We start from the raw sequence: 23,751 nt of genomic DNA, 5'->3' as shown, positions 1-23,751 counted from the left end.
CGGCAGAGACCGAGACCGCAACAGAAGGAGTCTCCCCAGGAGGAACAGATGACCAGCCCGCAGACCAGTTCTCAGAACGACCAGCAGTCCGCCCTCGAGCAGTTCGGCATCAATCTCACCGACCGAGCACGGCAGGGCAAGCTCGACCCCGTGATCGGCCGTGACAGCGAGATCCGCCGTGTCAGTCAAGTGCTCACCCGCCGCACGAAGAACAATCCGGTGCTGATCGGTGAGCCCGGCGTCGGCAAGACCGCCGTCGTCGAGGGCCTCGCCCAGCGCATCGTCGCCGGCGACGTCGCCGAGTCGCTGAAGGACAAGGAGCTGATCACGCTCGACATCTCCGCCCTCGTGGCCGGTGCCATGTACCGCGGCCAGTTCGAGGAGCGGCTGAAGCAGGTCCTCAAGGAGATCACCGAGTCCGACGGGCAGGTCATCACGTTCATCGACGAGCTGCACGTGCTGATGGGTGCCGGCGGCGGTGAGGGCTCGGTCGCGGCCTCCAACATGCTGAAGCCGATGCTGGCCCGCGGCGAGCTGCGACTGATCGGCGCGACCACGCTCAACGAGTACCGCGAGTTCATCGAGAAGGACGCCGCGCTCGAACGCCGTTTCCAGCAGGTCTACGTCGGCGAGCCCACGGTCGAGGACACGATCGCGATCCTCCGCGGACTCAAGGGACGTTACGAGGCGCACCACGGTGTCACCATCTCGGACAGCGCCCTCGTCGCGGCGGCGGCACTGTCGAGCCGCTATCTCCCCTCGCGCCAGTTGCCGGACAAGGCGATCGACCTGATCGACGAATCGATGTCGCGGTTGAAGATGGAGATCGACTCATCGCCGGTCGAGATCGATCAGCTCAAGCGCCAGGTCGACCGCATGAAGCTCGAAGAGCTCGCGCTGAAGCGTGAGAAGGATGCCGCCTCGAAGGAGCGGCTCGGCGCGCTGCGCGAGCAGCTCGTCGGCATGGAGCAGCAGCTCGCCGAACTCGAGGCCCGCTGGGCGCGCGAGCGCCAGGGTCTGAACCGGGTCGGCGACCTGAAGAAGCAGCTCGACGACGCGATCACCCAGCGTGACCAGGCGATGCGCAATGCGGACTACACGAAGGCCTCGAAGCTGGAATACGAGACCATCAAGCGGCTGGAGCGCGACATCGCCGAGGCCGAGGAAGCCGAAGCCGCGACGCGCGACGAACCGCGCATGGTCAACGAGCAGGTCACCGAGGAGGACATCGCCGCGGTGATCGCCGCCTGGACCGGCATCCCCGTCGGCCGGCTGCTGCAGGGCGAGAGCGAGAAGCTGCTGCACCTGGAGAACGAGCTCGGCAAGCGCCTGATCGGGCAGAAGGATGCCGTGAAGGCCGTGTCGGATGCCGTGCGCCGATCCCGCGCAGGCATCAGCGACCCCGGTCGCCCGACCGGTTCGTTCCTGTTCCTCGGGCCCACCGGTGTCGGCAAGACCGAGCTCGCCAAGGCGCTCGCGGAGTTCCTCTTCGACGACGAGCACGCCATGGTGCGCATCGACATGTCGGAGTACGGCGAGAAGCACTCGGTCTCACGGCTCGTCGGCGCCCCTCCCGGATACATCGGCTACGAGCAGGGCGGTCAGCTGACCGAAGCCGTGCGGCGTCGCCCGTACAGCGTGATCCTGCTCGACGAGGTCGAGAAGGCGCATCCCGAGGTCTTCGACGTGCTGCTGCAGGTGCTCGACGACGGCCGGCTCACCGATGGCCAGGGGCGCACGGTCGACTTCACGAACGTGATCCTGATCCTGACCTCGAACCTCGGCTCGCCGATCCTCATCGACCCGGTGCTGTCGCCAGACGACAAGCGGGAGCAGGTCATGGCCCTCGTGCGTCAGGCGTTCCGTCCGGAATTCCTGAACCGTCTCGACGACATCGTGATGTTCTCCGCGCTCACCGAGGACGACCTCGCGCAGATCGTCGAACTGTCGGTCGATCAGCTGCATGAGCGCCTGCGCGACCGTCGGCTCACGCTCGCGGTCACACCGGATGCCCGGTCGTGGCTGGCCGAGCGCGGGTACGACCCGATGTTCGGAGCGCGTCCGCTGCGGCGACTGATCCAGTCCGAGGTGCAGAACAAGCTGGCGACCGCGTTGCTCTCGGGTGGCGTGCACGATGGCGACACCGTGCGGGTCGACATGGCCGCGGACGGCTCAGGACTGGTGCTCACCAGTGTCACCCCGGAGCCCGACACCGACCCTGACGACGTGATCGAGGCCGAGCTCATCGACGACTGATCCCACGGCGCTTCGACAGGCTCAGCGACCCAGCCTGGGTCCCTGGGCCTGTCGGCTTTTGGCTCCCTGAGCTTGTCGCCTTCGGGTCCCTGAGCCTGTCGCCCTTGGGTCCCTGAGCCTGTCGGCCTTTGGGTCCCTGAGCTTGTCGAAGGGCTAGCCCAGCGGCTTCTGCCGGATGCCGCCGAGCGCATCCCCGGCGAGCTCGCGGCCGATCAGCGAATGCCGGCGCGAGTACGTGAAGTAGATGACGAGGCCGAGCGCCAGCCAGATCGCGAACCGCAGCCAGGTCTCGGTGCTGAGGTTCAGCATGAGCCAGAAGCAGGCGATCGCCGAGATCCACGGCAGCCACGGCGACAGCGGCACCGTGAACGGGCGCTCGAGGTCGGGGCGGCTCTTGCGCAGGATCGGCACGCCGATGCTCACGAGCACGAACGCCGACAGCGTGCCGATGTTGATCATGTCGCCGAGCACCTGCACGTCGGTGAAACCGGCGATGATCGCGATCAGCACGCCGACGATCAGCTGGATGCGGATGGGGGTGCCGCGCTTGGCATCGGTGACGCTGAGTGCGCGTGGCAGCAGGCCGTCGCGGCTCATCGCGAACACCACGCGCGCCAGGCCCATCAGCAGCACCATCACGACGGTGGTGAGGCCGACGAGGCTGCCGATCGCGATCACCTGCGCTGCCCAGGTCGCACCGACGAGTTCGAATGCGCTGGCCAGTGACGGTTCGTCGAGCTTGGCGAGCTCCGTGTACGAGACCATGCCGGTGATGACGATCGCGACCAGCACATAGAGCACGGTCACGATGATGAGGCCGAGGATGATGCCGCGAGGCACGGTGCGCTTGGGATCCTTGGTCTCCTCGGCGCTGGTGGCCACGACGTCGAAGCCGATGAAGGCGAAGAACACCAGGGCTGCGCCGCTGAGGATGCCGAAGACGCCGTAGATCGACGGATCGGACCCGGTCATGAAGGAGAAGAGCGACTGCGTCCAGGCGCTCTCCGATGCGGCGCCGGGCTGTGCCGGCGGGACGAACGGGGTGTAGTTGGCGCCGTTGATGAAGAACAGTCCGACCACGATCACGAACAGCACGATCGCGACCTTGATCACCGTGAAGACGCTGTTCACGCGGCTCGACAGCTGCGTGCCGAGCGCCAGCAGCGCGGTGAAGATCGCGACGATGACGACGGGACCCCACGCGAAGGAGAGGGGGCCGATCGGGATCGTCATCGGGATGTCGAGGTTGAACAACGACACGGCGTCGCCCAGATAGACGCCCCAGTACTTCGCGATCACGGCCGAGGCCATGAGCATCTCGAGGATGAGATCCCAGCCGATGATCCAGGCCAGGAACTCCCCGAGCGTGGAGTACGTGAAGGTGTAGGCGGATCCGGCGACGGGGATCGAGGATGCGAACTCGGCGTAGCAGAGGATCGCGAGGCCGCACACGGAGGCGGCGATGATGAAGGAGATGATGACCGCGGGGCCGGCATGCCGGGCGGAGGCCTCGGCGCCCACCGAGAAGATGCCGGCGCCGACCGCGACCGCGACGCCCATGACCGCGAGGTCCCAGACGCCGAGCGAACGCTTCAGCGAACGTTTCTCATCGTGCGTCTCGGCCATGGACCGTTCGACGGATTTGATCCTGCGCTGCATCGCCATGCGCTCGATTGTAGGTGGCGCACGTCGCGCCACGCCCCTCGCAAAAACGACGGGCGCGGCGCGAGGGAGTGGATCAGGCGCTGAGGATGACCGTCTCGGCGATCGGGCGGCGCACGCGCGGTGCGGTCTCGCCCTGCTGCAGACCCTCGGGCAGGGCTGCGGCGTCACCCAGCTCGCCGACGGCGATGACGGTGACGGCGGTGAAGCGGGCGTCGAGGTCGGCGAACTCGCGGACGACCTCGGGGTCGAAGCCGCTCATCTGGTGCACGACGAGTCCCTCGTGGTGCGCCTGCACCGAGAAGTGGGCGACGGCCTGACCCAGGTCGTAGACCGCGTGGCTGATGGCCGTGCCGTCTTCGGACTCCGTCTCGGCGATGGCGACGACGAGGGCGGAGGCGTTCGAGGCCCAGAGCTGGTTGAACTCGACGAGCGAGTCGACGACCTGCGAGAACAGCGCGGTGCCGCGGTGGGCGACGATGAAGCGCCACGGCTGCATGTTGTAGGCCGAGGGCGACCAGCGGGCGGCCTCGAGGGCCGCGTTCAGCTTGGCGTCGTCGATCGTGTTCTGCGCGTCGTACGCGCGCGGGCTCCAGCGCCCGGCGAGGACGTCGAGGACGGGGTGCTCGGTCGGGGCGGTGCGGTCGATCACGGGAGTGCTCACGGAAGTGCCTTTCAGAAGGAGTGGATCGGACTCCTTCGTCCGGCTACAGGGGACCCAACGGGTTCATGCGCGCGCATATTCCCGGGATGTTCCGAGATGACGCCGGATGACGCGATCAGACCCGTGTCGCGACGCCGCCTCAGTCGAGCAGGTTGTGCGAGGCGGCGGATGCCAGGGCGCGCCGCACGGCACGGATCGACGGCGCAGCGGCTGAAACCCGTCGCGCGGAGGAGAAGATCTCTCGGCGGGGCTGCTCCGGAAGCGGAGTCAGGGCGACGGTCGGCGTCTCGCCGGCCCACACCAGCTCGGGCAACAGTCCTGTGGCGAGGCCCGCGCGGATGAGTCGGACGTGCGCGGTGAGGTCGGCGACCTCGAACCGCACATCGGGCTCGAAGCCGGCGGTGCGGCAGAGCTGCTCCGCCCAGGCGCGGGATGCGGTGCCGGCGGGCTCCAGCACCCAGGGCTGATCCCGGGTGGACCACAGTGCGGCGACGGCATCCGTCGTGTCTGGGGTGCCGGGGTGGCGGGCCAGGGCGATCGCGTCGTGGGCGAGTGCGACCCGGTCGAGGTCGGCATGGATCGGTCGGGTGACACCCGGATATTGCTCGGCGAGGATCAGGTCGAAGTCGCGGCTGGAGACCCCGACGAGACCGGTCTCCGGATCGCGCTCGGTCACTTCGACGCGCAGCGCAGGGTGGTCGTCTCTGAGGGAGGCCAGCGCGCGGGGGAGCAGCGAGTGGGCTGCGGACTGGAACACCGCGATGTGCACGGTGCCGGTCACCTCCGTCAGCGATTCGGCGACCGCGATCTGCGCATGCTCGAGCTGATCCAGGATGCCGATGGCCTCGGCGACGAGCACGTTCCCCTGCGGGGTGAACTGCACCCCTCGGCCGACGCGGCGCAGCAGCGGCACCCCGACATCGCGTTCGAGCGCGCTCAGCTGCTGCGACACCGAGGCCTTGCTGTACGACAGGGCGTCGGCCACTGCCGACAGGGTGCCGCGACGGCTGAGCTCGACCAGCATCCGCAGGCGATTCACGTCGAGCATGCGGCATCCGGTCCCATCATTCTTCTGTTCAGCCTGACTGAACAGAATTCAACCGAATTGGTTGATAGACGGAGCCTAGCGCCGGGGCTGACAATGATCCAGCCGCACACGACCCGAACGTGTGCGCTCCCGACCCGGGTGCCAGCATGAACGAAGAGGATCCGCCGATGACCGCCGTCGACACCACCCCCCGCACCTCCGAGGTCGCCGCCGTCGTGCAGCGCTGGCTCACCGAGAGCGAGACCCACCCCGTCGAGCCCGCTGCCCAGCGCCTGGCCGAGGTGCTGAAGGACCCCCGCGGCCTCGACTTCACGGTCGGCTTCGTCGACGGCGTCATGCGCCCGGAGGACCTCAGCGTCGCCGGCCGCAAGCTCGCCGAGATCTCGGAGATCACCCCGACGCTGCTGCCCTGGGTGCTGCGCAGCGCGATCAAGACCGGCGGCTTCTTCGCTCCGAAGCTCCCCGGCGTCGTCGTGCCGATCTCGCGCCGCGTGCTGCGGGCGATGGTCGGCCACCTCGTGCTCGATGCCACGCCGTCGAAGCTCGGCCCCGCGATCGCGAAGCTGCGCAAGAGCGGCAACCGCCTCAACCTCAACCTCCTCGGCGAGGCGGTGCTCGGTGAGCGCGAAGCCGGCCACCGCCTGCAGGGAACCCGTGACTTCCTCGCCCGCGACGACGTCGACTACGTCTCGATCAAGGTGTCGAGCGTCGTCAGCCAGCTCTCGATGTGGTCGTTCGACGAGGCCGTCGCCGACGTCGTCGAGAAGCTCACCCCGCTCTACGAGCTCGCCGCGAAGGCGGAGGCGAAGGGCCCTTCGACAGGCTCAGGGACCCAGAAGTTCATCAACCTCGACATGGAGGAGTTCCGCGACCTCGACCTGACGATCGCAGCGTTCACCGCGATCCTCGACCAGCCGGGGCTCGAGAACCTCGAGGCCGGAATCGTGCTGCAGGCGTACCTGCCGGACGCGCTCGGCGCGATGCAGCACCTGCAGGAGTGGGCCGCTGCCCGACGTGCGAAGGGCGGCGCTCCGATCAAGGTGCGCGTCGTGAAGGGTGCGAACCTCGCGATGGAGCACGTCGATGCCGCGGTGCACGGCTGGCCGCTCGCGACCTACGGCACCAAGCAGGACTCCGACACGAACTACAAGCGCGTGCTCGACTGGGCCCTCACGCCCGAGCGTCTGGACGCCGTGCGCATCGGCGTCGCCGGCCACAACCTCTTCGACATCGCCTACACGTGGCTGCTCTCGCGTGCCCGCGGGGTCGACGGCGGCTCGCTCGTCGAGTACGAGATGCTGCTCGGCATGGCGACCGGTCAGGCCGAGGCCGTCCGCAAGGACGTCGGACGCCTCCTCCTCTACACGCCGGTCGTGAACCCGGCGGAGTTCGACGTGGCGATCGCCTACCTCGTCCGTCGGCTCGAGGAGAACGCGAGCCAGGAGAACTTCATGTCGGCGGTGTTCGAGCTCGCCTCGAACCCGACCCTGCTCACCCGTGAGCGCGAGCGCTTCGAACGCTCGCTCGCAGCGCTCGAGGCGGACCGCTCCGTGCCGGCATCCAACCGCGTGCAGGACCGGACGACGGAAGCGGATGCCGCGACCCCGACGACCGCGTTCCACAATCAGCCCGACACCGACCCCGCGCTCGACGCGAACCGCGCCTGGGGTCGCGAGATCCTGCAGCGCTCGGTCGATTCGACGCTCGGCGTCGACGCGATCGCCGCTGCCCGTGTGGAGACGACCGAGCAGCTCGACGGCATCTTCGTCGCAGCCACCGCCGCGGCAGCGCAGTGGGCAGCGCGTCCGGCAGCCGAGCGCGCCGAGATCCTGCACCGCGCCGGCGATGAGCTCGCGGCGCGCCGCGGTCAGCTGATCGAGATCATGGCGCACGAGGCGGGCAAGACGATCGCCGAGGCCGACCCTGAGATCAGCGAGGCGATCGACTTCGCGCATTACTACGCCGAGCGCGCGAAGGACCTCGAGACGGTCTCCGGTGCGGCGTTCATCCCGTCGAAGGTCACGGTCGTCACTCCGCCGTGGAACTTCCCGGTCGCGATCCCCGCCGGCGGTGTGCTGGCCGCACTCGCCTCGGGCTCGGGTGTCGTCATCAAGCCCGCCAAGCTCACCCAGCGCTGCGGCGCCGTGATGATCGAGGCGCTGTGGGCTGCCGGTGTGCCGCGCGACCTGCTCGCGCTCGTCGACCTCGCTTCGCGCGACCTCGGCACCCGCCTGGTGTCGAGCCCAGCGGTCGACCGCGTGATCCTCACGGGTGCGTACGAGACCGCGCAGCTGTTCCGCTCGTTCCGCTCCGACCTGCCGCTGCTCGGCGAGACGAGCGGCAAGAACGCGATCATCGTGACGCCATCGGCCGACCTCGACCTGGCAGCGGCCGACGTCGCGCGCAGCGCCTTCGGGCACGCCGGCCAGAAGTGCTCCGCCGCGTCCCTCGCGATCCTCGTCGGCTCCGTCGCGGACTCGAAGCGGTTCCAGCGCCAGCTCGTCGATGCCGTCTCGTCGATGCGCGTCGGCCTCCCCGACGATCCCGCGACGCAGATGGGACCGATCATCGAGCCGGCTGACGGCAAGCTGCTCGCCGCCCTGACCGAGCTCGGTGCCGGCGAGTCGTGGCTCGTGAAGCCGAAGCAGCTCGACGACGAGGGCAAGCAGTGGACCCCGGGTGTGAAGACCGGCGTCCGTGCGGGCTCGTACTTCCACATGACCGAGTTCTTCGGCCCGGTGCTCGGCATCATGGTCGCGAAGGACCTGGACGAGGCGATCCGTCTGCAGAACGCCGTCGATTACGGTCTGACCGCCGGCATCCACTCGCTGGATTCCACCGAGGTCGCGACCTGGCTCGACCGCGTCGAGGCGGGCAACCTGTACGTCAACCGCGGCATCACCGGCGCGATCGTGCAGCGTCAGCCGTTCGGCGGTTGGAAGCGCTCAGCAGTCGGTGCCGGCGCCAAGGCCGGCGGACCGAACTACCTGTTCGGCCTCGGTGAGTGGGCTCCGGCCGAGCTGCCGGCCGTCGCCCCGGACGCTGCCGTGACCCCCGCGGTCGACGCGCTGCTGCGCGCAGCCGCCGGTGAGCTCGACGCGGTCGAGTCCGAGTGGCTGCAGCGCGCGGCGGCATCCGACGAGCGCGCATGGGTCGACGAGTTCGGTGCGATCACCGACAAGTCGGGCCTGGGCGTCGAGCGCAACCTGTTCCGCTACCGTCCGGTCGCGGTCGACGTGCGCATCGCCGAGGGCGCACCGCTGGTCGAGGGTGTTCGCGTGCTCGCGGCCGCCCTCCGCAGCGGCAGCCCGTTCACGGTGTCGTCGTCGAAGCTGCCCTCCGGCATCGAGAAGGTCCTGCGCGCCCAGGGCGTCTCGATCGCGCACGAGAAGGATGCCGCATGGGCGAAGGGCTTCGCGAAGTCCGTGTCGAAGGCAGCGCACAGCTGGGCGCGGGTCCGTCTCGTGGGCGGCGACGCCTCTGCACTGTTCGAGGCGCTCGGCGGACTGCCCGATGTCGCCGTGTGGTCGCATGCCGTGACCGGCGCCGGCCGCGTCGAGATCCTGCCGTTCCTGCACGAGCAGGCCGTCTCGATCACGAACCACCGCTTCGGCAACCCGACGGGCCTGACGGACGGCGTGATCTGAGGGTCTCGCTCACCTGCTCGGGTCTCGCTCACCTGCGCCGGTAGGTGATGGCGGGGCGTCCTCCCTGATCGAGGTCGACGTCCGCCGTCACCTCGTAGACCGTGCGGATCAGCTCGGCCGTCAGCACCGCGGCCGGGGTGCCCGCGGCCACCACGCGGCCCTGACGCAGCACCACGATGACGTCGCAGTACATCGCCGCGAGGTTGAGGTCGTGCAGGGCGACGATCGTGGTCATCGGCAGGGCGGACACCAGGTCGAGCAGTTCGAGCTGGTGGCGGATGTCGAGGTGGTTGGTCGGTTCGTCGAGGAGCAGTTCTCGTGGTTCCTGCGCGAGGGCGCGGGCGATCTGCGCACGCTGGCGTTCGCCGCCCGAGAGTGTGTGCCAGAGGCGGTCGGCCTGGTGCAGCAGCCCGACGTGGGTGAGCGCTCGGTCCACCGCTGCCTCGTCGGCGGCGGTGGCGCTGCCCAGAGCTGAGCGATGCGGGATGCGGCCGAGCCGAGCGACATCGCGCACCGTGATGTCGACGTCGGTGTCGGCGTGCTGCGTCACCGACGCCACCGACCGGGCCACGCGTCGCCTCGGCACCTCGGTGAGGTCGGTCCCGTCGAGGGTGACGAGCCCGGAGGTCGGTCGAGCGAGGCCGTGCAGCAGCCGCAGCAGCGACGACTTGCCCGAGCCGTTGGGTCCGAGCAGTCCGACGGTCTGTCCGGGGTGCGGATGCAGGGTCACCCCGTCGACGACGAGGGAGCCGCCACGGTTCCACGACACGTTCTCGGCACGGAGGGTCATGCGCGCCTCTTCCGCCGTGCCAGCAGGGCGATGAACACCGGGACGCCCACGAGCGCCGTCCCCACACCGACCGGAAGCGGGGTAGGGGAGAACGCGACCCGGGATCCGGCATCCACCCACACCATGAAGACGGCGCCGATGATCGCCGTCGCCGGAATCAGACGCGAGTGGCGCGCGCCGGCGATCAGGCGAGCAGCGTGCGGGAGCACGAGGCCGACGAACCCGATCGCTCCGGCGATGCTCACGAGCGTCGCGGTGATGAGGGCGGTCGTCACGAGCAGCACCGCCCGCGTGCGGGTCACATGGATGCCGAGTGACGCCGCGACATCGTCGCCGAAGGTGAAGGCGTCGAGCGTGCGGGCGTAGCGGAGGCAGAGCAGCGAGCCCGCGGCGACCACGCTCGCCGACAGCGCCGCGTCGTCCCAGCGCACCCCCTCCAGCGAGCCGAGCAGCCAGAACATCACCCCTCGTGTCTCATCCGAATCGGCGAAGGCGAAGATGATCAGTGAGGTCAGCGCCGAGAACAGCTGTGTGCTGGCCACGCCGGCGAGCACGACGCGGTCGTTGCCGCCGCCGGACAGGCGCGCGAGCAGCAGGACGAGCCCGAAGGCGACGAGGGCGCCGATGAAGGCTCCGCCCGAGAGGCCGATGGTCGCACCGCCGAGCCCCAGGATCCCGATGGCGACCGCGCCCGTCGAGGCGCCGGACGAGATGCCAAGGATGAACGGGTCGGCGAGCGGGTTGCGCAGGAGTGACTGCATGATGACGCCGCAGAGCCCGAGCCCTGCGCCGCAGGCCGCGGCGACCAGTGCCCGCGGCAGCCGCTCCTCCCACACGATCGCGTCCTTCGACGCCTTCACCGGGATGTCGGTGAGGCCGAGGTGGTTCGACACGATGTCGCGGACGTTGACGATCAGGACGTCGGCAGGCCCCAGGGTGATCGCCACCCCGACCGAGACGACGAGGAGGAGGAGTCCGGCGACGACGAGGGCGCTCGACGTTCCGAGGCGCAGGCTGCGCGGAGGGCGCGGGGAGGCTTCTCTCGACGGGTGTGCGGGAGAGCCTGCCGGCGCGGTGCGGGTCAGAGCTCGCCCTCGTGCTCGAGCCACCACGATCTGATCTTCTCGAGACCGTCGACGAACCTGATCGACGGGTTCAGCTCGGCACCGTGCAGGGCGATGTAGTGCTGCTCCCTGACCGCGCCGATGGTCTTCGTCAGCGGATCCGATTCCAGGAACGCCACCTTGTCGTCCAGGCGGTCTCCGGGAAAACGGTCGCGCTGAAGGTCGCCGAGGACGAAGATCTGCGGATCGCGATCGGCGACCTCTTCCCACGTGGTCGCGGGCCAGTCGTCGTCGAGTTCCGTGAACACGTTGTCGAGCCCCGTCGTCGACGCCAGCAGCGCAGCAGAACCGAGACCACCCGCGACGTACGGCGTCTTGGTGTCCGCGAACCAGAAGGCCACCGTCGCGCCCCCGAAATCGACATCGGCGGTCGCCGCCTCGGCACGGGACCGCAGGTCGGCGATGAGCGCATCCGCACGATCCGTGACGTCGAAGATCTCGCCCAGCTCCGCGATCTCCGCATAGAGCGCATCGATCGTGAGCGGTGTCGTTCGGGTCCCGCCGCCGTTGATGCTCGTGCCGTTGTCGCAGTCCGTCGGCGAGAGGTAGGTGGAGACGCCCGTCTCGGCGAACCGGTCCCGGGAGGCGACGCCGCCCTCCGCGAAGTGGCGGCCGAAGGAGGCGGTGACGAAGTCCGGATCCGCCCCCAGTGCGACCTCGTAGGTGGGCGCGTTGTCAGCCAATCTCGGCACATCGGCATTCGCTTCCGCGAGGGAGTCGAGCACCGGATCGGTCCAAGAGGCCGTGCCCACCATACGATCCTCGAGCCCCAGCGAGAGCAGGATCTCGGTCGAGTTCTGATCGAGGGAGACGACGCGCTGGGGTGCGGCGTCGACGGTCACCTCGACGCCGCAGTTCTCGATGGTCACCGGGTAGGCGGTCTCGCCTTGGCCGGGCGCCGCGCTCGCGGTCGGCTCGACCGCCTCCGAGGCTCCGCATCCTGCGAGCCCCACTGTGAACACCGCTGCAAGGGTGAGGCCGATCACGGCTCGCTGACGCACGGGTACTCCTTCGGTAGACAACCTCATAAGGGTAGCCTTACCTGTGCGGGAGTGCGAAACGGTGCCTCGGGTTCGTGCGACAGCGGGACAGCGACCGTCTGCGGTCAGCCGCGCAACGCCTCGGCCAGCTTCACGCGCGAACCCATGCGCAGCAGCGAGTTCTCGTAGATCTTCGCGCCGATCACGATCGCGGCGACGCAGCTCGCGAGCAGGATCGCGAGGCTCAGCAGCGGCTCCCACCACTGCGCCTCCCCGACGAACAGGCGCATCGGCATCCCGACCGGGGCCGAGAACGGCACGTACGACATGATCGTCAGCACCAGCGGGTTGTCGTTGAACACGATCACGAGCACGTACGGCGCCATCACGAGCATCGTGATCGGGGTCGTGGTCGAGCCGATGTCCTCCTGACGGGAGACCATCGACGCCGCTGCCGCGAACAGCGCCGCGAGCAGGATGAACCCGAACAGGAAGAACACGGCGAACCAGATGATGGGCGCTCCGAGCGTCGAGAGCACGGCGTTCTGGCCGGTGACGATGAGGCCGACCGTCGCGATCGCGGCGAGGGCGAGGATCTGCCCCATCGCCAGCACCGTGTTGCCGATCACCTTGCCTGCGAGCAGGGTGCGAGCCGGGATCGCCGACAGCAGCACCTCGACCACGCGGGTCTGCTTCTCCTCGACGACGCTCTGCGCGATCGTCCCGCCGAAGGTCGCGGCGGCCATCATGAACACCAGCCCGAAGCCGATCGCGATGAAGTAGCGCAGCAGCGGGTTCGTCGTCGCCGGCTCCAGGATCTGCACGTCCGGTGCCTGCGAGAGCGCGGAGACGAGTGAGCCGGGGGCATCCTTCAGCGCGATCACGGTGTACCCGGACGGGTTGTCACCCGGCAGCACCGCCGCGTCGACCTTCTCGGAGCGCACGAGCTCCTCGGCCGCCGCCTCATCGGCCACCTGGGTGACCTTCACGCCCGGCAGCGCCGAGACGGCAGATGCGGTCTGCGAGGTCACGGCGACCGGCATGGCGTCCGAGCCTGCGTTCTTGCTCGCGAACCCGCCGATCACGATGCCCGCGAGGGCGATCAGCAGCAGGATGCCGGTCGAGATCAGGAACGCCTTGCTGCGCAGCTTCGAACTGATCTCTCGCTCGGCGACGAGCCAGACCATCGAGGCCTGCGGCCCTGAGCTCGGCTGCGGGCGGACCGACCTGGTCTCTGAGCGTGTCGAGGGGCTCACTGGATGACCTCCTTGAAGATCTGGGCGAGGGACGGATGCTTGGGGGCGAAACTCGCGACGTCGCCGCGTTCGACGGCGGCGCGCAGCACTCGCTGTGCCGTGTCAGGGCCGTCGGCGTCGAACAGGGCGTAGCCGCCCTCGAAGTCGACGACCGTGACGCCGGGTTCGGCCCGAAGCCATCCGGCGTCGCCCGCTGAGACGAGTTCGTACCTGCTGCCGGCGTGCTCGGCGCGGAGTGCGTCGCGCGAACCGGAGGCGCGGATCGTGCCGCCGGCGAGGATGACCAGGTCGTCGCAGAGGCGCTCGACCACATCGAGCTGGTGGGAGGAGAACAGGATCGCCGCGCCCTTGGCCGCGCTCGACTGCAGCACGCTCGCGACCACGTCGACCGCGAGCGGGTCGAGGCCGGAGAACGGCTCGTCGAGGATCAGCACCTCTGGATCGTGCACGAGCGACGCGGCGATCTGCGCGCGCTGCTGGTTGCCGAGCGACAGCGATTCGATCGTGTCGTTCAGCCGCTCGCCGAGACCGAGCTCGGTGAGCAGCTCGGTCGCCCTGGCGGTGGCCTCGGCCTTGCCGAAGCCGTGCAGCCGGGCGAGGTACACGATCTGCTCGAGCACCTTCATCTTCGGGTACAGCCCGCGCTCCTCGGGCATGTAGCCGAAGAGTCGACGGTCTGCGGCCGTGAGCGGCGTGCCGTCGAGATCGACCCGTCCGCCGTCGGAGGAGAGCAGCCCGAGCACGATGCGCATGGTCGTGGTCTTGCCAGCGCCGTTGCCGCCGACGAATCCCGTCAGCTTCCCGGGCTCCACCCGGAAGGAGACGTCATCGAGCACGAGCCGAGAGCCGTAGCTCTTGGTGATGCCGGTCAGTTCGAGAGGTCCTGTCATGCCCTCAACGCTATGGAACGACGGATGCCGCGGCATCCCCCGCACGGTGGATAGCGAGATGTCATCCCGGCGGGGGAGGGCCTGGGTCCCTGAGCCTGGGTCCCTGAGCCTGTCGAAGGGCGCTCAGCGCCGGGTGTGCAGCACTGAGCGCACCAGAAGTCCGGCGACCAGTGCCCAGAACGCGGCGCTCACGCCGAGCACCGCGATGCCGGATGCCGCGACCAGGAACGTCACGACGGCCGGCAGCCGTTCGCCCGGGTCATCGATGGCCTGCTGCACTGCCGAGCCGAAGGCAGCGAACAGGGCGAGCCCGGCCACGGCGGGGATCACGGCGTCAGGCGCGAGCAGCACGAGCGTGGCGAACGCGGCGGAGCATCCGCCGAGGATGAGATACGACGCCCCGGTCGAGACGCCGGCCACCCAGCGGCGCTTCGGGTCGGGATCGGCGTCGGGCGAGGCGGCGAGCGCTGCACTGATCGCCGCGAGGTTGATGGTGTGCCCGCCGGCAGGAGCGCCGAGCGCGGATCCGAGTCCGGTCACGAGCATCGCAGGACGCCACGGCACCTCATAGCCGAAGCTGCGCATGATCGCGATGCCCGGCACGTTCTGCGAGGCCATCGTGACGATGAACAGCGGCAACGCGAGGCCGACGAGCGCGCCGACCGTGAAGGTCGGTGCGGTGAGCTCGAACCGCGGCAGCAGGAGCGCCGGATCGACCGCGGCACCGGCCTGGACCAGCGACACTGCGACGACGACGGCGGCCGCGAGGAACGCGGTCGGCACTGCCCAGCGCGGGGCGAGCCTGGTGACGATGAGCCACGTCGCGACGACCGGGATCACGCCCCACGGATTCGCGACGATGCCGGTGATGGGCGCGAGGCACAGCGGCAGCAGCACGCCGGCGAGCATGGCCTGCGCGATCGACGGCGGGATGCGGGCGATCAGCGCCCCGAGCGCCGGCCAGAGCGCCGTGAGCAGGATGAGTGCGGCAGCGACCAGGAAGGCGCCGACCGCTGCCGGCCAGCCACCCTCGACCGTGCCGGTCGCCACCAGCAGTGCCGCGCCGGGCGTCGACCACGCTGACGTGATCGGCATCCGATACCGCCAGGCGAGCACGACGCACGCGAGCCCCATCGTGAGACTCGCCGCGAGCAGCCCGCTCGCCGCCTGTGCCGCCGTCGCACCGACAGCGCCGAGCCCCGTGAGCACCACGGCGAAGGAGCTCGTGAAGCCGACCAGCGCGGTCACGACCCCCGCCAGGATCGGTCGGGAGAGTGGGGTGTTGCCTGGCATCCTCCGAGGCTAGCGCTCAGCGGGGGTGAGCGGCCACGCCGCGGCTATGCGAGTCCGAGGCGATGCGCCAGGACGACGGCCTGCACCCGATCGCGGGCGCCGAGCTTCTGCAGGATGCGCGAGACATGGGTCTTCACCGTCGCCTCGCCGATGAAGAGCGCGCTCGCGATCTCGGCGTTGCTGCGGGCGTCGGCGAGCAGCGTCAGCACCTCTGCCTCGCGCTCGGTCAGCGGCTCCGGCAGCACTGCCGCCGGCACCGGCGGGGTCGTCCGGACCGGGGCGGTGGCGGTGGCTGCGGCGGGAGCCGCCGTGAAGCGGGCGAGCACGCGGCGGGTCACCTCGGGAGCCAGGATGCCGTCGCCGGCAGCGAGTGCCCGCACGGCGGCGATCAGGTCTTCGGCGCCGGCGTTCTTCAGCAGAAAACCGCTCGCTCCGGCCTCGAGCGCGTGGTGCAGGTAGTCGTCGCGGTCGAAGGTCGTGACGATCGCGATGGCTGCGGTGATCGCAGGGTCGGCGACGATCCGTCTCGTCGCCTCGATGCCGTCCATGTCGGGCATCTGCACGTCCATCGTGATCACGTCAGGCAGGAGCGCGGATGCCTGCGCCACGGCATCCGCACCGGTCGCCGCCTCGCCGACCACCGTGATGTCGGGCTGGCTCTCGAGGATCGTGCGGAACCCCGCCCGCAGCATCGAGTGGTCGTCGACGAGGAGCACGCGGATCGGTGCGGCGGTCATGCTGGGTCCTTCGCTGTCGTCTCCTGCTCACGCGTCGCAAGCGGCACCCGTGCCCGCACCCGCAGCCCGCCGAGCGGTCGGGGAGTGACCTCGATCGTCCCGCCGGAGGCGATCGCGCGCTCGCGCATGCCCAGCTGGCCGAGCCCGGGGCGGAGGTGGCTGACCGAGCGGCCGGTGTTCACGACCTCGACCTCGACGCCCGCTCCGTCGTAGCGCACCCGCACATCGGCGGTGGCCCCCACGCCTGCATGGCGGCGGGCGTTCGTGAGCGATTCCTGGGCGATCCGATAGAGGTTCACGGCGACGAGCGACGGCACCGGCGTCGGTGCACCGATCACGGCGTAGTCGGTGGGGAGGCCGGCATCCGTCGAGGCGGCGGCGAGCTCGGCGATGTCGTCGAGGGTCACCGTCGACGCCGGCTCGAGCGTCTCGCCGCCTGGCGTGCGCAGGGTTTCGAGCAGCTGCCGCAGCTCGCTGATCGCGTCCCGCGCCGACGACTCGATGCTGGTGAGGATGCGTGTCGACTGCGCCGGGTCCTGGTCGATCACGAGCCTGGCGGCACCTGCCTGCACGCCCATGACCGACACGTGGTGGGCGACGACGTCGTGCAGCTCCCTGGCGATGCGCACCCGGTCGAGGGCGACGGCCTGCGCAGCGGTCACCTCGCGCTCGCGCTCCAGCTCCAGGGTGCGCTGCTCGAGCACCTCGCGTTCGGCGGCGGCGTTCCAGGCGCGATCGCCGATGTAGTACGCCCCGCCGAAGTAGAGCGCGTTCAGCAGGATCTGGATCATCATGAACGCGATGTACGGGGAGAACGCGCCAGCCATGACGTCGGCGTCGTCGGCCTGCTTGATCGCCTCGTAGTACATGGTGATCAGCAGCCACGCGAACATGCCGACGATGATCGCGATGCGCACGATCATGGCGCGGCGGCGGTCGTTCATCCACGCGCCGACCGAGTACAGGCCGATGAACATCGCGATGTTGCCGACGTAGAGCTCTGGGATCTTCACGGTGACGGCCACGAAGTAGGCCGTCGCGGTGATGACGGCGACGATGCCGGGCCAGCGCCGACGGAACGCGAGCGGGGCGGTGACGACGACGGCGTAGACGAGCGCGGTCCACAGTTCCGCCTGCTCGTCGCCGTAGATCTGCGAGAGCGACGAGAGCCCGGCGCTGAGGACGGCGCCGGCGAACAGCACGACGGCGAGCAGCAGATCGCTGCGCCGCTCGCGGTCGGTCGGCGTGCGGGTGAACGGCATCCTTCCACCGTAGGGCGATGGCGGATGCCGCGGCATCCGTCGTGTGGGGGAGATTCCTCTGGAACCGACTGTTGACGTGTTACTTGTTTTTTGCAAGTATGCATCCAGGAGCCGACAGATACCGGCCGCACACATCGACAAGGGAGTCACCGTGACCAAGGTCTTCATCAACCTGCCCACCACCGATCTCGAGCGCAGCAAGGCGTTCTACACGGCCCTGGGCTGCGAGATCAACCCGCTCTTCACGGATGAGAACGCCGCGTGCGTCGTGTGGAGCGAAGACGTGTTCTTCATGGTGCTCAAGCGCGAGTTCTTCGCGACCTTCACCGACAAGCCGATCGCCGATCCGAACGAGGTCGCGCAGGTCTCGGTGTCGTTCAGCCATGACTCGCGCGAAGACGTCGACGCGATCGTCGCCAAGGGGCTGGCCGCCGGCGGCGTCGAGCCGAAGCCGGCTCAGGACTACGGCTTCATGTACTCCCGCGATCTCGACGATCCCGACGGCAACTCGCTCGGCTTCCTGTACATGACCGAGGACGCCGTCGAGAACGGCCCGGAGCACGTCGGGGAGCAGAGCACCGGATCCTGACATGGCGGCGCGCAGCTACGGCCAGTACTGCGGGATCACCGCGGCCGTCGACCTGATCGGGGAGCGGTGGGCGCTGCTCATCGTGCGCGATCTCTTCGTCGGTCCGCGGCGATACACCGACCTCAAGCAGGGCCTGCCGCGCATCCCGACCAACATCCTCTCCACGCGGCTGAAGGAACTGCAGGAGGGCGGCGTCATCCGCCGCATCCCACTGCTGCGTGGTCTCGCCTACGAGCTCACCCCCTACGGTCGCTCCTTCGAGCCGATCATGCTCGCGCTCGGGCGCTGGGGGTTCCAGGCGATGGGCGACCCGCAGGAGGGCGACGTCGTCACTCCCGATTCGCTCACGATGGCACTGCGGACGGCCTTCCAACCGGATGTCGCGGCTGACGCCGAGTACGAACTCCACGTCGGCGATGTCGCCCTCCGCGCCTCGGTGCGGGGCGGCGAGCTCCGGATCGTGCAGCTCGCCCCGCCGGCCCCGCCGGTCAGCGGCGCACCGCCGGAGGGCGATCCTGACGCCGTGATCGTCGCCGGTCCCGGCATCCGTCTGCTCATCGGCGGGCAGCTCTCGCCAGCCGAGGCCCTGGAGCAGGACGTCGTCGCGGTCGTCCGCGGAGAGGAGGCGTGGCTCGACTCGTTCGCCGCGACCTTCCACATCGCCGCGCTGGTCGCGGCACAGCACTGAACACGGCGCAGCACTGAACACGAAGAAGTACTTCAGGCAAGGAGCACGACATGAGCACTGCAGAATCCAGGACAGGTTCCGGTCGCATTCTGATCGATCTCTTCACCTCGCTCGACGGGGTGGCGCAGGGGCCGGGCGGCACCGACGAGGACACCTCAGGCGGCTTCCGCTTCAGCGGATGGCAGGCCGGTTATCCGTCATCCGGGGTCGGCGAGGAGATCGAGAAGGGCATGCGCGGACTCGACGCGCTGCTGCTCGGTCGCCGCACCTACGACATCTTCGCGTCGTACTGGCCGCATCACACGGAGGGGGAGTCGGGCGACATCGGACAGCTCTTCAATCGCGTGCCGAAATACGTGGCGACGAGGGATGCCGACATCGCTCTCGACTGGGACGGCAGCACCCGTGTCGGCGGCGACCTGGCGGCAGAGGTCGCGCAGATGCGTGCCACACATCGCGAGGTGCACGTGATCGGCAGCATCGACTTCGTGCACACACTCCTCGCGGAGGGACTGTTCGACGAGCTCAATCTGTGGGTGTACCCCCTGCTTCTGGGGGCCGGGAAGAAGGTGTTCAATGACGGCGCGCTGCCCTCGGTGCTGCGTCTGCTCGAGCCGCCGATCACCGACGACGACGGAGTGACTCTGCTGCGCTACGGGCGCACGGATCGGGTGCCGGAGGTCGGTACTTTCGACTGATCAGAGGAGCGGCGATGCCGTTGTATGCTCCGTGATGTGCGGCTCCGGGGGGAAGCGCTGAATGATCAGCGCGCAGAGGTATACAGCAGTGTCGTCGAGGTGCATCGGACGACGGTCCAGAATCACGTCGAGTGCAGCAGACCCAGTACTTCTATGGCACACCGAAGTGGCGCTACAACGATTCCCCGTTGACGATCGCGAACTCGCGCACGTGGAACGTGTTCGCCGGTGTCGATACGGTCGAGGTCCGCGAGGGCGATCCTGCCGCTCCGGCCGCGCAGAAGGTCTCGAAGTACACGTACTACCAGGGCATGAACGGCGACAGGGCGTCCGCCGCCGGCGGCACGAAGACAGTCACGGTGACGGGGACGACGATCCCCGACAACAGATGGCTCGCAGGTCAGCTCTCTCGGCAGCAGACGCTCAAGGGGGTAGGTGGCGCTGTCGTCACCGATCAGGTGAACACCCCGTGGGCGTCCGGCGTGACCTCGAACGACGGCACCAGGCAGGCACGCCTGACCGGCGTGGAGAAGACGGTCGTCACCGAGCCGGTGTCGACCGGCGGCAACCGTACGGTCGAGACCCGGACGACGTTCGACGGCACCTACGGGTACCCGGTGACCGTCTCCACGATCCCTTCGGACGCCACCGGCAAGTGCGTGACCACCACGTATGCCGCGGCGAACACGACGGCGTGGATCGTCGGCCTCCCCAGCCAGGTTCGCACCGTCAACGCGACGTGCGACGGCGTCGCCGGAGCGCAGTTCCCGCGTGACCTCATCGGCGATGTGAAGACGACCTACGACGGCCTCGCCTGGGGTGCCGCGCCGACGAAGGGGCTCGCGACCTCGACACAGGTGGTCGACACGTACGAGAACGGCCAGCCGCACTGGGTCGGTGCCGGCTCCGTGACCTACGATGCGCTCGGTCGAGCCCTGGCCAAGACGGATGCGCTCGGTCGAACGAGCTCGACGGCGTACACGCCGGCGGCGACCGTGCCGCTGCTGTCGACCACCGAGACGACCACCGCGCCGTTCTCGTGGCAGACGGTCACGACGATCGAGCCGACGACCGGCACGAAGTCGAAGGTCGTGGACCCGAACGGCTCGACGACCACGATCGCGGTCGACGGACTCGGACGCACGACGAGCGTCTGGCTGCCGCTGCAACCGCAGGCGGCGAACCCGGCATCCCCGTCGATGTCGTTCTCGTACACGCTCTCGCAGACCGCGCCGAACGCGATCAAGACCAACACCCTGACCGGTGGCGGGATCGTCTCGAAGTACGAGCTCTTCGACGGGCTGGGGCGCGCCACCCAGACGCAATCGCCGGCTGTCGGTGGCGGCACCGTGGTGAAGACCACGAACTACGACAACCAGGGACGCGTCTACTTCGTCGACAACGACTACTGGACGGCATCCATCTCGCCCGGCACGGCGTTCTTCACGCCGGTGACGGAGAACAATGTGCCGTCGCAGGTGATCACCGCCTACGACGCGGTCGGACGCGCGCTGACATCGACGCTCAACACCTCCGGTGCTGTGCACTCGCAGACCGTGAACGCGTACCCGGGTGCCGACCGGGTGGACACGGTTCCGCCGACCGGTGGAACTGCGACGAGTACGTTCACGAACTCGATCGGGCAGAAGACGAAGCTGATCCAGTACCTCTCGGGTGCGATCAGCGGAACTGCGCAGGCCACGACGTACGCGTACGACGGCGGCGGACGGATCACCAAGATGACGGACCCGGCCGGCAACGCCTGGACCTGGACGTTCGATCTGCTGGGCAACCGGATCGGTCAGGATGACGCCGACTCCGGAGTCTCGACGGCGACATACGACCTCGTCGGAAACATGACGTCGACGACGGATGCTCGTGGAAAGACCGTGACCACGACGTATGACGAGCTCAACCGGAAGAAGGCGTCGTTCGCAGGCACCTCCTCTGGTGCGATGCTCTCGTCGTCGACCTACGACACCGTGAAGAAGGGGCTCGTCACGACCTCCACGTCATATACGGGGTCGGCTCCCGGCGTGCCGGGACTGGCGTACGCCACCACGGTCGGCTCGTACGACGCCGCGGGCAACCCGCTCGACACGACGCTGTCGATCCCGACAGGGGCGCCGGCGTTCGCGGGGACGAGCTACAAGACGACGCTCTACTACAACGCCGATTCGTCGCTCCAGGCGAAGCAGGTGCCGGCGATGGGCGGGCTGCCGGCGGAGACCATCCGCTACAGCTACGACTCCTGGGGCAAGTTGAGCGGCGTGCGAGGGAGCTCGATCATCCTCGCCAACACGGTCTACTCGCCGATCGGACAGCTCTCGCAGTTCAACAGGCTCAACGGCTCGACGAGCAGCGCGTACTCCACGTACGGATACGACGCCGCGACAGGGGCCGTGCTGTCGATCAAGGACAACGCGGTGTTCGGGGGCGTCGGGCACTATGTCGCGGACCGCATCTTCACCCGCGATGCCGTTGGGAACGTGACATCGGCCACGATGAACTCGGTGCTGCCGACCAACGGCACGCAGAAGACGTGTTATGCCTACGACGGGTTGCGACAGCTGACCCGGGCGTGGACGCCGAATGCGGCCACCGCCTGTGGCGCGACGCCGAGCGCGGCCACGATGGGCGGGCTCGAGCCGTACTGGCATGAGTACACGTACGACACGGCGACCGGGAATCGCACGGGCCTCGTGAAGCGGTCGACGACCGGTACCGTCTCGACGGCCGCGTACACGTATCCGGCCGCGGGCGGGGATCGTCCGCATTCGGTGAACACCGTGACAGGGCCCGCCGGAGTCGGCCCTGGGGCGTACACCTACGACGCCGCCGGCAACATGACCGGACGCCCCGGGCAGACGATCACCTTCAACGACGTGGGCAAGGTGTCGAAGGTCGTGACCGGATCGGTCACGCAGGACACGGTGTACAACGTCGATGGCAGCATCCTGCTGCGCACGAACACCACCGAGGGTGCGTCGTTGTTCGTCGGTGACACGGTGCTGTCGCAGGCGAATGGTTCGACGGTGGTCGCCGGCGTGCGGACGTACTCTGGTGCAGAGGGCAAGCCGATCGCGGAGAAGTCCGCGAAAACCGGCACCGCCGGAACGACGCTGACGTGGTTGTTCTCGAACTTGGAGGGGACGGTGGACGTGCAGACGGTGGCGAACGCGACAGGCACGACCACCCGCACGTTCCGTGACCCGTACGGCGCTCCGATCGGTGCGTCGAACGGTGTCTGGAGCAGCGGTACCGGGTACATGAACAAGCCCGTCACTGCCTCGACGGGGCTGACCACGGTCGGTGCCCGCACCTATGACCCTGTGCTGGGGAAGTTCCTGTCCGTGGACCCGGTCATCGACACGAATCTCCCGCAGCAGAACACGGGGTACACGGACTCGGGCAACAACCCCACCACGTACATGGACCCGAGCGGGCTGAAATTTGCAATTGATCGCCCGAACGACGGGGGAGGATCGAAGAAGGCCACAACGAAGGCCACTCCGTCCGGAAAGGGGCAGAAATGTGTGGGTGGTGACTGGAATTGTCGAATCAAGGCTGAGGCTCAGACGTGTGGACAGCGTTCGACTCCGCGCCTCTGCGACCGTGCGCCTAGCGGTCCGTTCTCTGTCACCTACACGTACAAATGGCCGATCACGACCAAGCTGAGTGCGGCAGAGGTTATGAGCGTCTTCAAGCAGAAGCCAGCAAACATCTTCCCCTTTGTCGTAAAGGGATGCGCTACTTTTACTCAGGATGCCGAGTGTACGTTGCATACGGATCAAGCCAGCGGCACGACGACCGCGAGAATGCTATGGTTGCGAAACCAGCCGCCAATGGGTTTTGAAGAACAAGAAGTCGGGTACATTCCGAACCCTTTGAATTCGCGAGGAGTCGTGGGGGTGGACACCACTCGTACTTCAGTGACGTTTACTGTGCTAAACCCGGATTACTTCGACTCCCCAGGGTCGACGATCAAGTTCTCCACATATGAAGACGCTTCAGGTATGGTTTGGTTGCAACAAAATGGTCAAGCGAACGGAACAGGCCTCGCGAGTTTTGCCGGAACGGTTGCGCTTGCGGAGCACACGTGGAACCTGCAGGCAACTAATCTGCGCAACGAGGTCGAGTGATGGGGGCCTGGCCGCGGGATCACGC

General features: G+C 68.4%; 17 protein-coding genes. 6 read left to right on the top strand and 11 right to left on the bottom strand.

The features are described from left to right. The first annotated feature begins 48 nt into the window (after positions 1 to 48). Positions 49 to 2,256: an ATP-dependent Clp protease ATP-binding subunit gene (locus RS83_RS04055; RefSeq protein ID WP_082071513.1), complete on the top strand. Its 2,208-nt coding sequence runs from the start codon at positions 49 to 51 to the stop codon at positions 2,254 to 2,256. A gap of 153 nt (positions 2,257 to 2,409) precedes the next feature. On the opposite strand, the gene RS83_RS04050 is transcribed toward RS83_RS04055, so the two are convergent. The 3 genes from RS83_RS04050 to RS83_RS04040 form a co-directional block, all read right to left on the bottom strand. After that, positions 2,410 to 3,921 carry an APC family permease gene (locus RS83_RS04050; protein ID WP_045278239.1) on the bottom strand — a complete coding sequence of 504 codons (1,512 nt, stop codon included), beginning with the start codon at positions 3,919 to 3,921 and terminating at the stop codon, positions 2,410 to 2,412. A 73-nt stretch (positions 3,922 to 3,994) separates the two neighbouring features. Then, a complete protein-coding gene (locus RS83_RS04045) occupies positions 3,995 to 4,582 on the bottom strand; it encodes a nitroreductase family protein (protein WP_045278238.1) in 588 nt (195 codons plus the stop codon). A gap of 139 nt (positions 4,583 to 4,721) precedes the next feature. Further along, complete coding sequence (locus tag RS83_RS04040; protein WP_045278237.1) at positions 4,722 to 5,630, bottom strand: LysR substrate-binding domain-containing protein; 909 nt, start codon at positions 5,628 to 5,630, stop codon at positions 4,722 to 4,724. A 167-nt stretch (positions 5,631 to 5,797) separates the two neighbouring features. Here RS83_RS04040 and RS83_RS04035 point away from each other — a divergent pair, with 167 nt between their 5' ends. Beyond that, on the top strand, positions 5,798 to 9,277 hold the full coding sequence (locus RS83_RS04035; RefSeq protein ID WP_045278329.1) for a proline dehydrogenase family protein: 3,480 nt from the start codon (positions 5,798 to 5,800) through the stop codon (positions 9,275 to 9,277). Positions 9,278 to 9,305: 28 nt separating this feature from the next. Here the strand turns inward: RS83_RS04035 and RS83_RS04030 are convergent, their stop codons facing one another. From RS83_RS04030 to RS83_RS03995, 8 genes are all read right to left on the bottom strand, one after another. Next, on the bottom strand, positions 9,306 to 10,067 hold the full coding sequence (locus tag RS83_RS04030; protein ID WP_045278236.1) for an ABC transporter ATP-binding protein: 762 nt from the start codon (positions 10,065 to 10,067) through the stop codon (positions 9,306 to 9,308). Further along, positions 10,064 to 11,176, bottom strand: a complete 1,113-nt coding sequence (locus RS83_RS04025; protein ID WP_045278328.1) for an iron chelate uptake ABC transporter family permease subunit — start codon at positions 11,174 to 11,176, stop codon at positions 10,064 to 10,066. The genes RS83_RS04030 and RS83_RS04025 overlap by 4 nt, the downstream gene beginning before the upstream one ends. After that, positions 11,149 to 12,192, bottom strand: coding sequence for an ABC transporter substrate-binding protein (locus RS83_RS04020; protein WP_231587716.1), 1,044 nt, complete (start codon positions 12,190 to 12,192; stop codon positions 11,149 to 11,151). The genes RS83_RS04025 and RS83_RS04020 overlap by 28 nt, the downstream gene beginning before the upstream one ends. Positions 12,193 to 12,296: 104 nt before the next feature. Continuing rightward, positions 12,297 to 13,358 (bottom strand): ABC transporter permease, encoded by a 1,062-nt coding sequence (locus RS83_RS04015; RefSeq protein WP_045278234.1) that lies wholly within the window; start codon positions 13,356 to 13,358, stop codon positions 12,297 to 12,299. A 65-nt stretch (positions 13,359 to 13,423) separates the two neighbouring features. Beyond that, complete coding sequence (locus tag RS83_RS04010) at positions 13,424 to 14,317, bottom strand: ABC transporter ATP-binding protein (RefSeq protein WP_045278233.1); 894 nt, start codon at positions 14,315 to 14,317, stop codon at positions 13,424 to 13,426. Positions 14,318 to 14,440: 123 nt separating this feature from the next. Continuing rightward, positions 14,441 to 15,610: a benzoate/H(+) symporter BenE family transporter gene (locus tag RS83_RS04005; protein WP_045278232.1), complete on the bottom strand. Its 1,170-nt coding sequence runs from the start codon at positions 15,608 to 15,610 to the stop codon at positions 14,441 to 14,443. A gap of 44 nt (positions 15,611 to 15,654) precedes the next feature. Next, the gene (locus RS83_RS04000) at positions 15,655 to 16,347 is read right to left on the bottom strand and encodes a response regulator (RefSeq protein ID WP_045278231.1); all 693 of its coding nucleotides are present in this window, start codon (positions 16,345 to 16,347) and stop codon (positions 15,655 to 15,657) included. After that, on the bottom strand, positions 16,344 to 17,609 hold the full coding sequence (locus RS83_RS03995; RefSeq protein ID WP_045278230.1) for a sensor histidine kinase: 1,266 nt from the start codon (positions 17,607 to 17,609) through the stop codon (positions 16,344 to 16,346). The genes RS83_RS04000 and RS83_RS03995 overlap by 4 nt, the downstream gene beginning before the upstream one ends. A 151-nt stretch (positions 17,610 to 17,760) precedes the next feature. Here RS83_RS03995 and RS83_RS03990 point away from each other — a divergent pair, with 151 nt between their 5' ends. From RS83_RS03990 to RS83_RS03975, 4 genes are all read left to right on the top strand, one after another. After that, positions 17,761 to 18,198, top strand: coding sequence for a VOC family protein (locus RS83_RS03990; RefSeq protein WP_045278229.1), 438 nt, complete (start codon positions 17,761 to 17,763; stop codon positions 18,196 to 18,198). A 1-nt stretch (position 18,199) separates the two neighbouring features. Next, on the top strand, positions 18,200 to 18,886 hold the full coding sequence (locus RS83_RS03985; protein ID WP_045278228.1) for a winged helix-turn-helix transcriptional regulator: 687 nt from the start codon (positions 18,200 to 18,202) through the stop codon (positions 18,884 to 18,886). Between the two features lie 50 nt (positions 18,887 to 18,936). Beyond that, positions 18,937 to 19,584: a dihydrofolate reductase family protein gene (locus RS83_RS03980; RefSeq protein WP_045278227.1), complete on the top strand. Its 648-nt coding sequence runs from the start codon at positions 18,937 to 18,939 to the stop codon at positions 19,582 to 19,584. A gap of 131 nt (positions 19,585 to 19,715) precedes the next feature. Next, on the top strand, positions 19,716 to 23,726 hold the full coding sequence (locus tag RS83_RS03975; RefSeq protein ID WP_045278226.1) for an RHS repeat protein: 4,011 nt from the start codon (positions 19,716 to 19,718) through the stop codon (positions 23,724 to 23,726). Positions 23,727 to 23,751 lie beyond the last annotated feature (25 nt).

Source organism: Microbacterium oxydans (genome assembly GCF_000956525.1).
Classification (GTDB): domain Bacteria; phylum Actinomycetota; class Actinomycetes; order Actinomycetales; family Microbacteriaceae; genus Microbacterium; species Microbacterium oxydans_A.
Note: the sequence above shows the minus strand (reverse complement) of the source record. Positions and strands in the feature narration are given on the sequence as shown.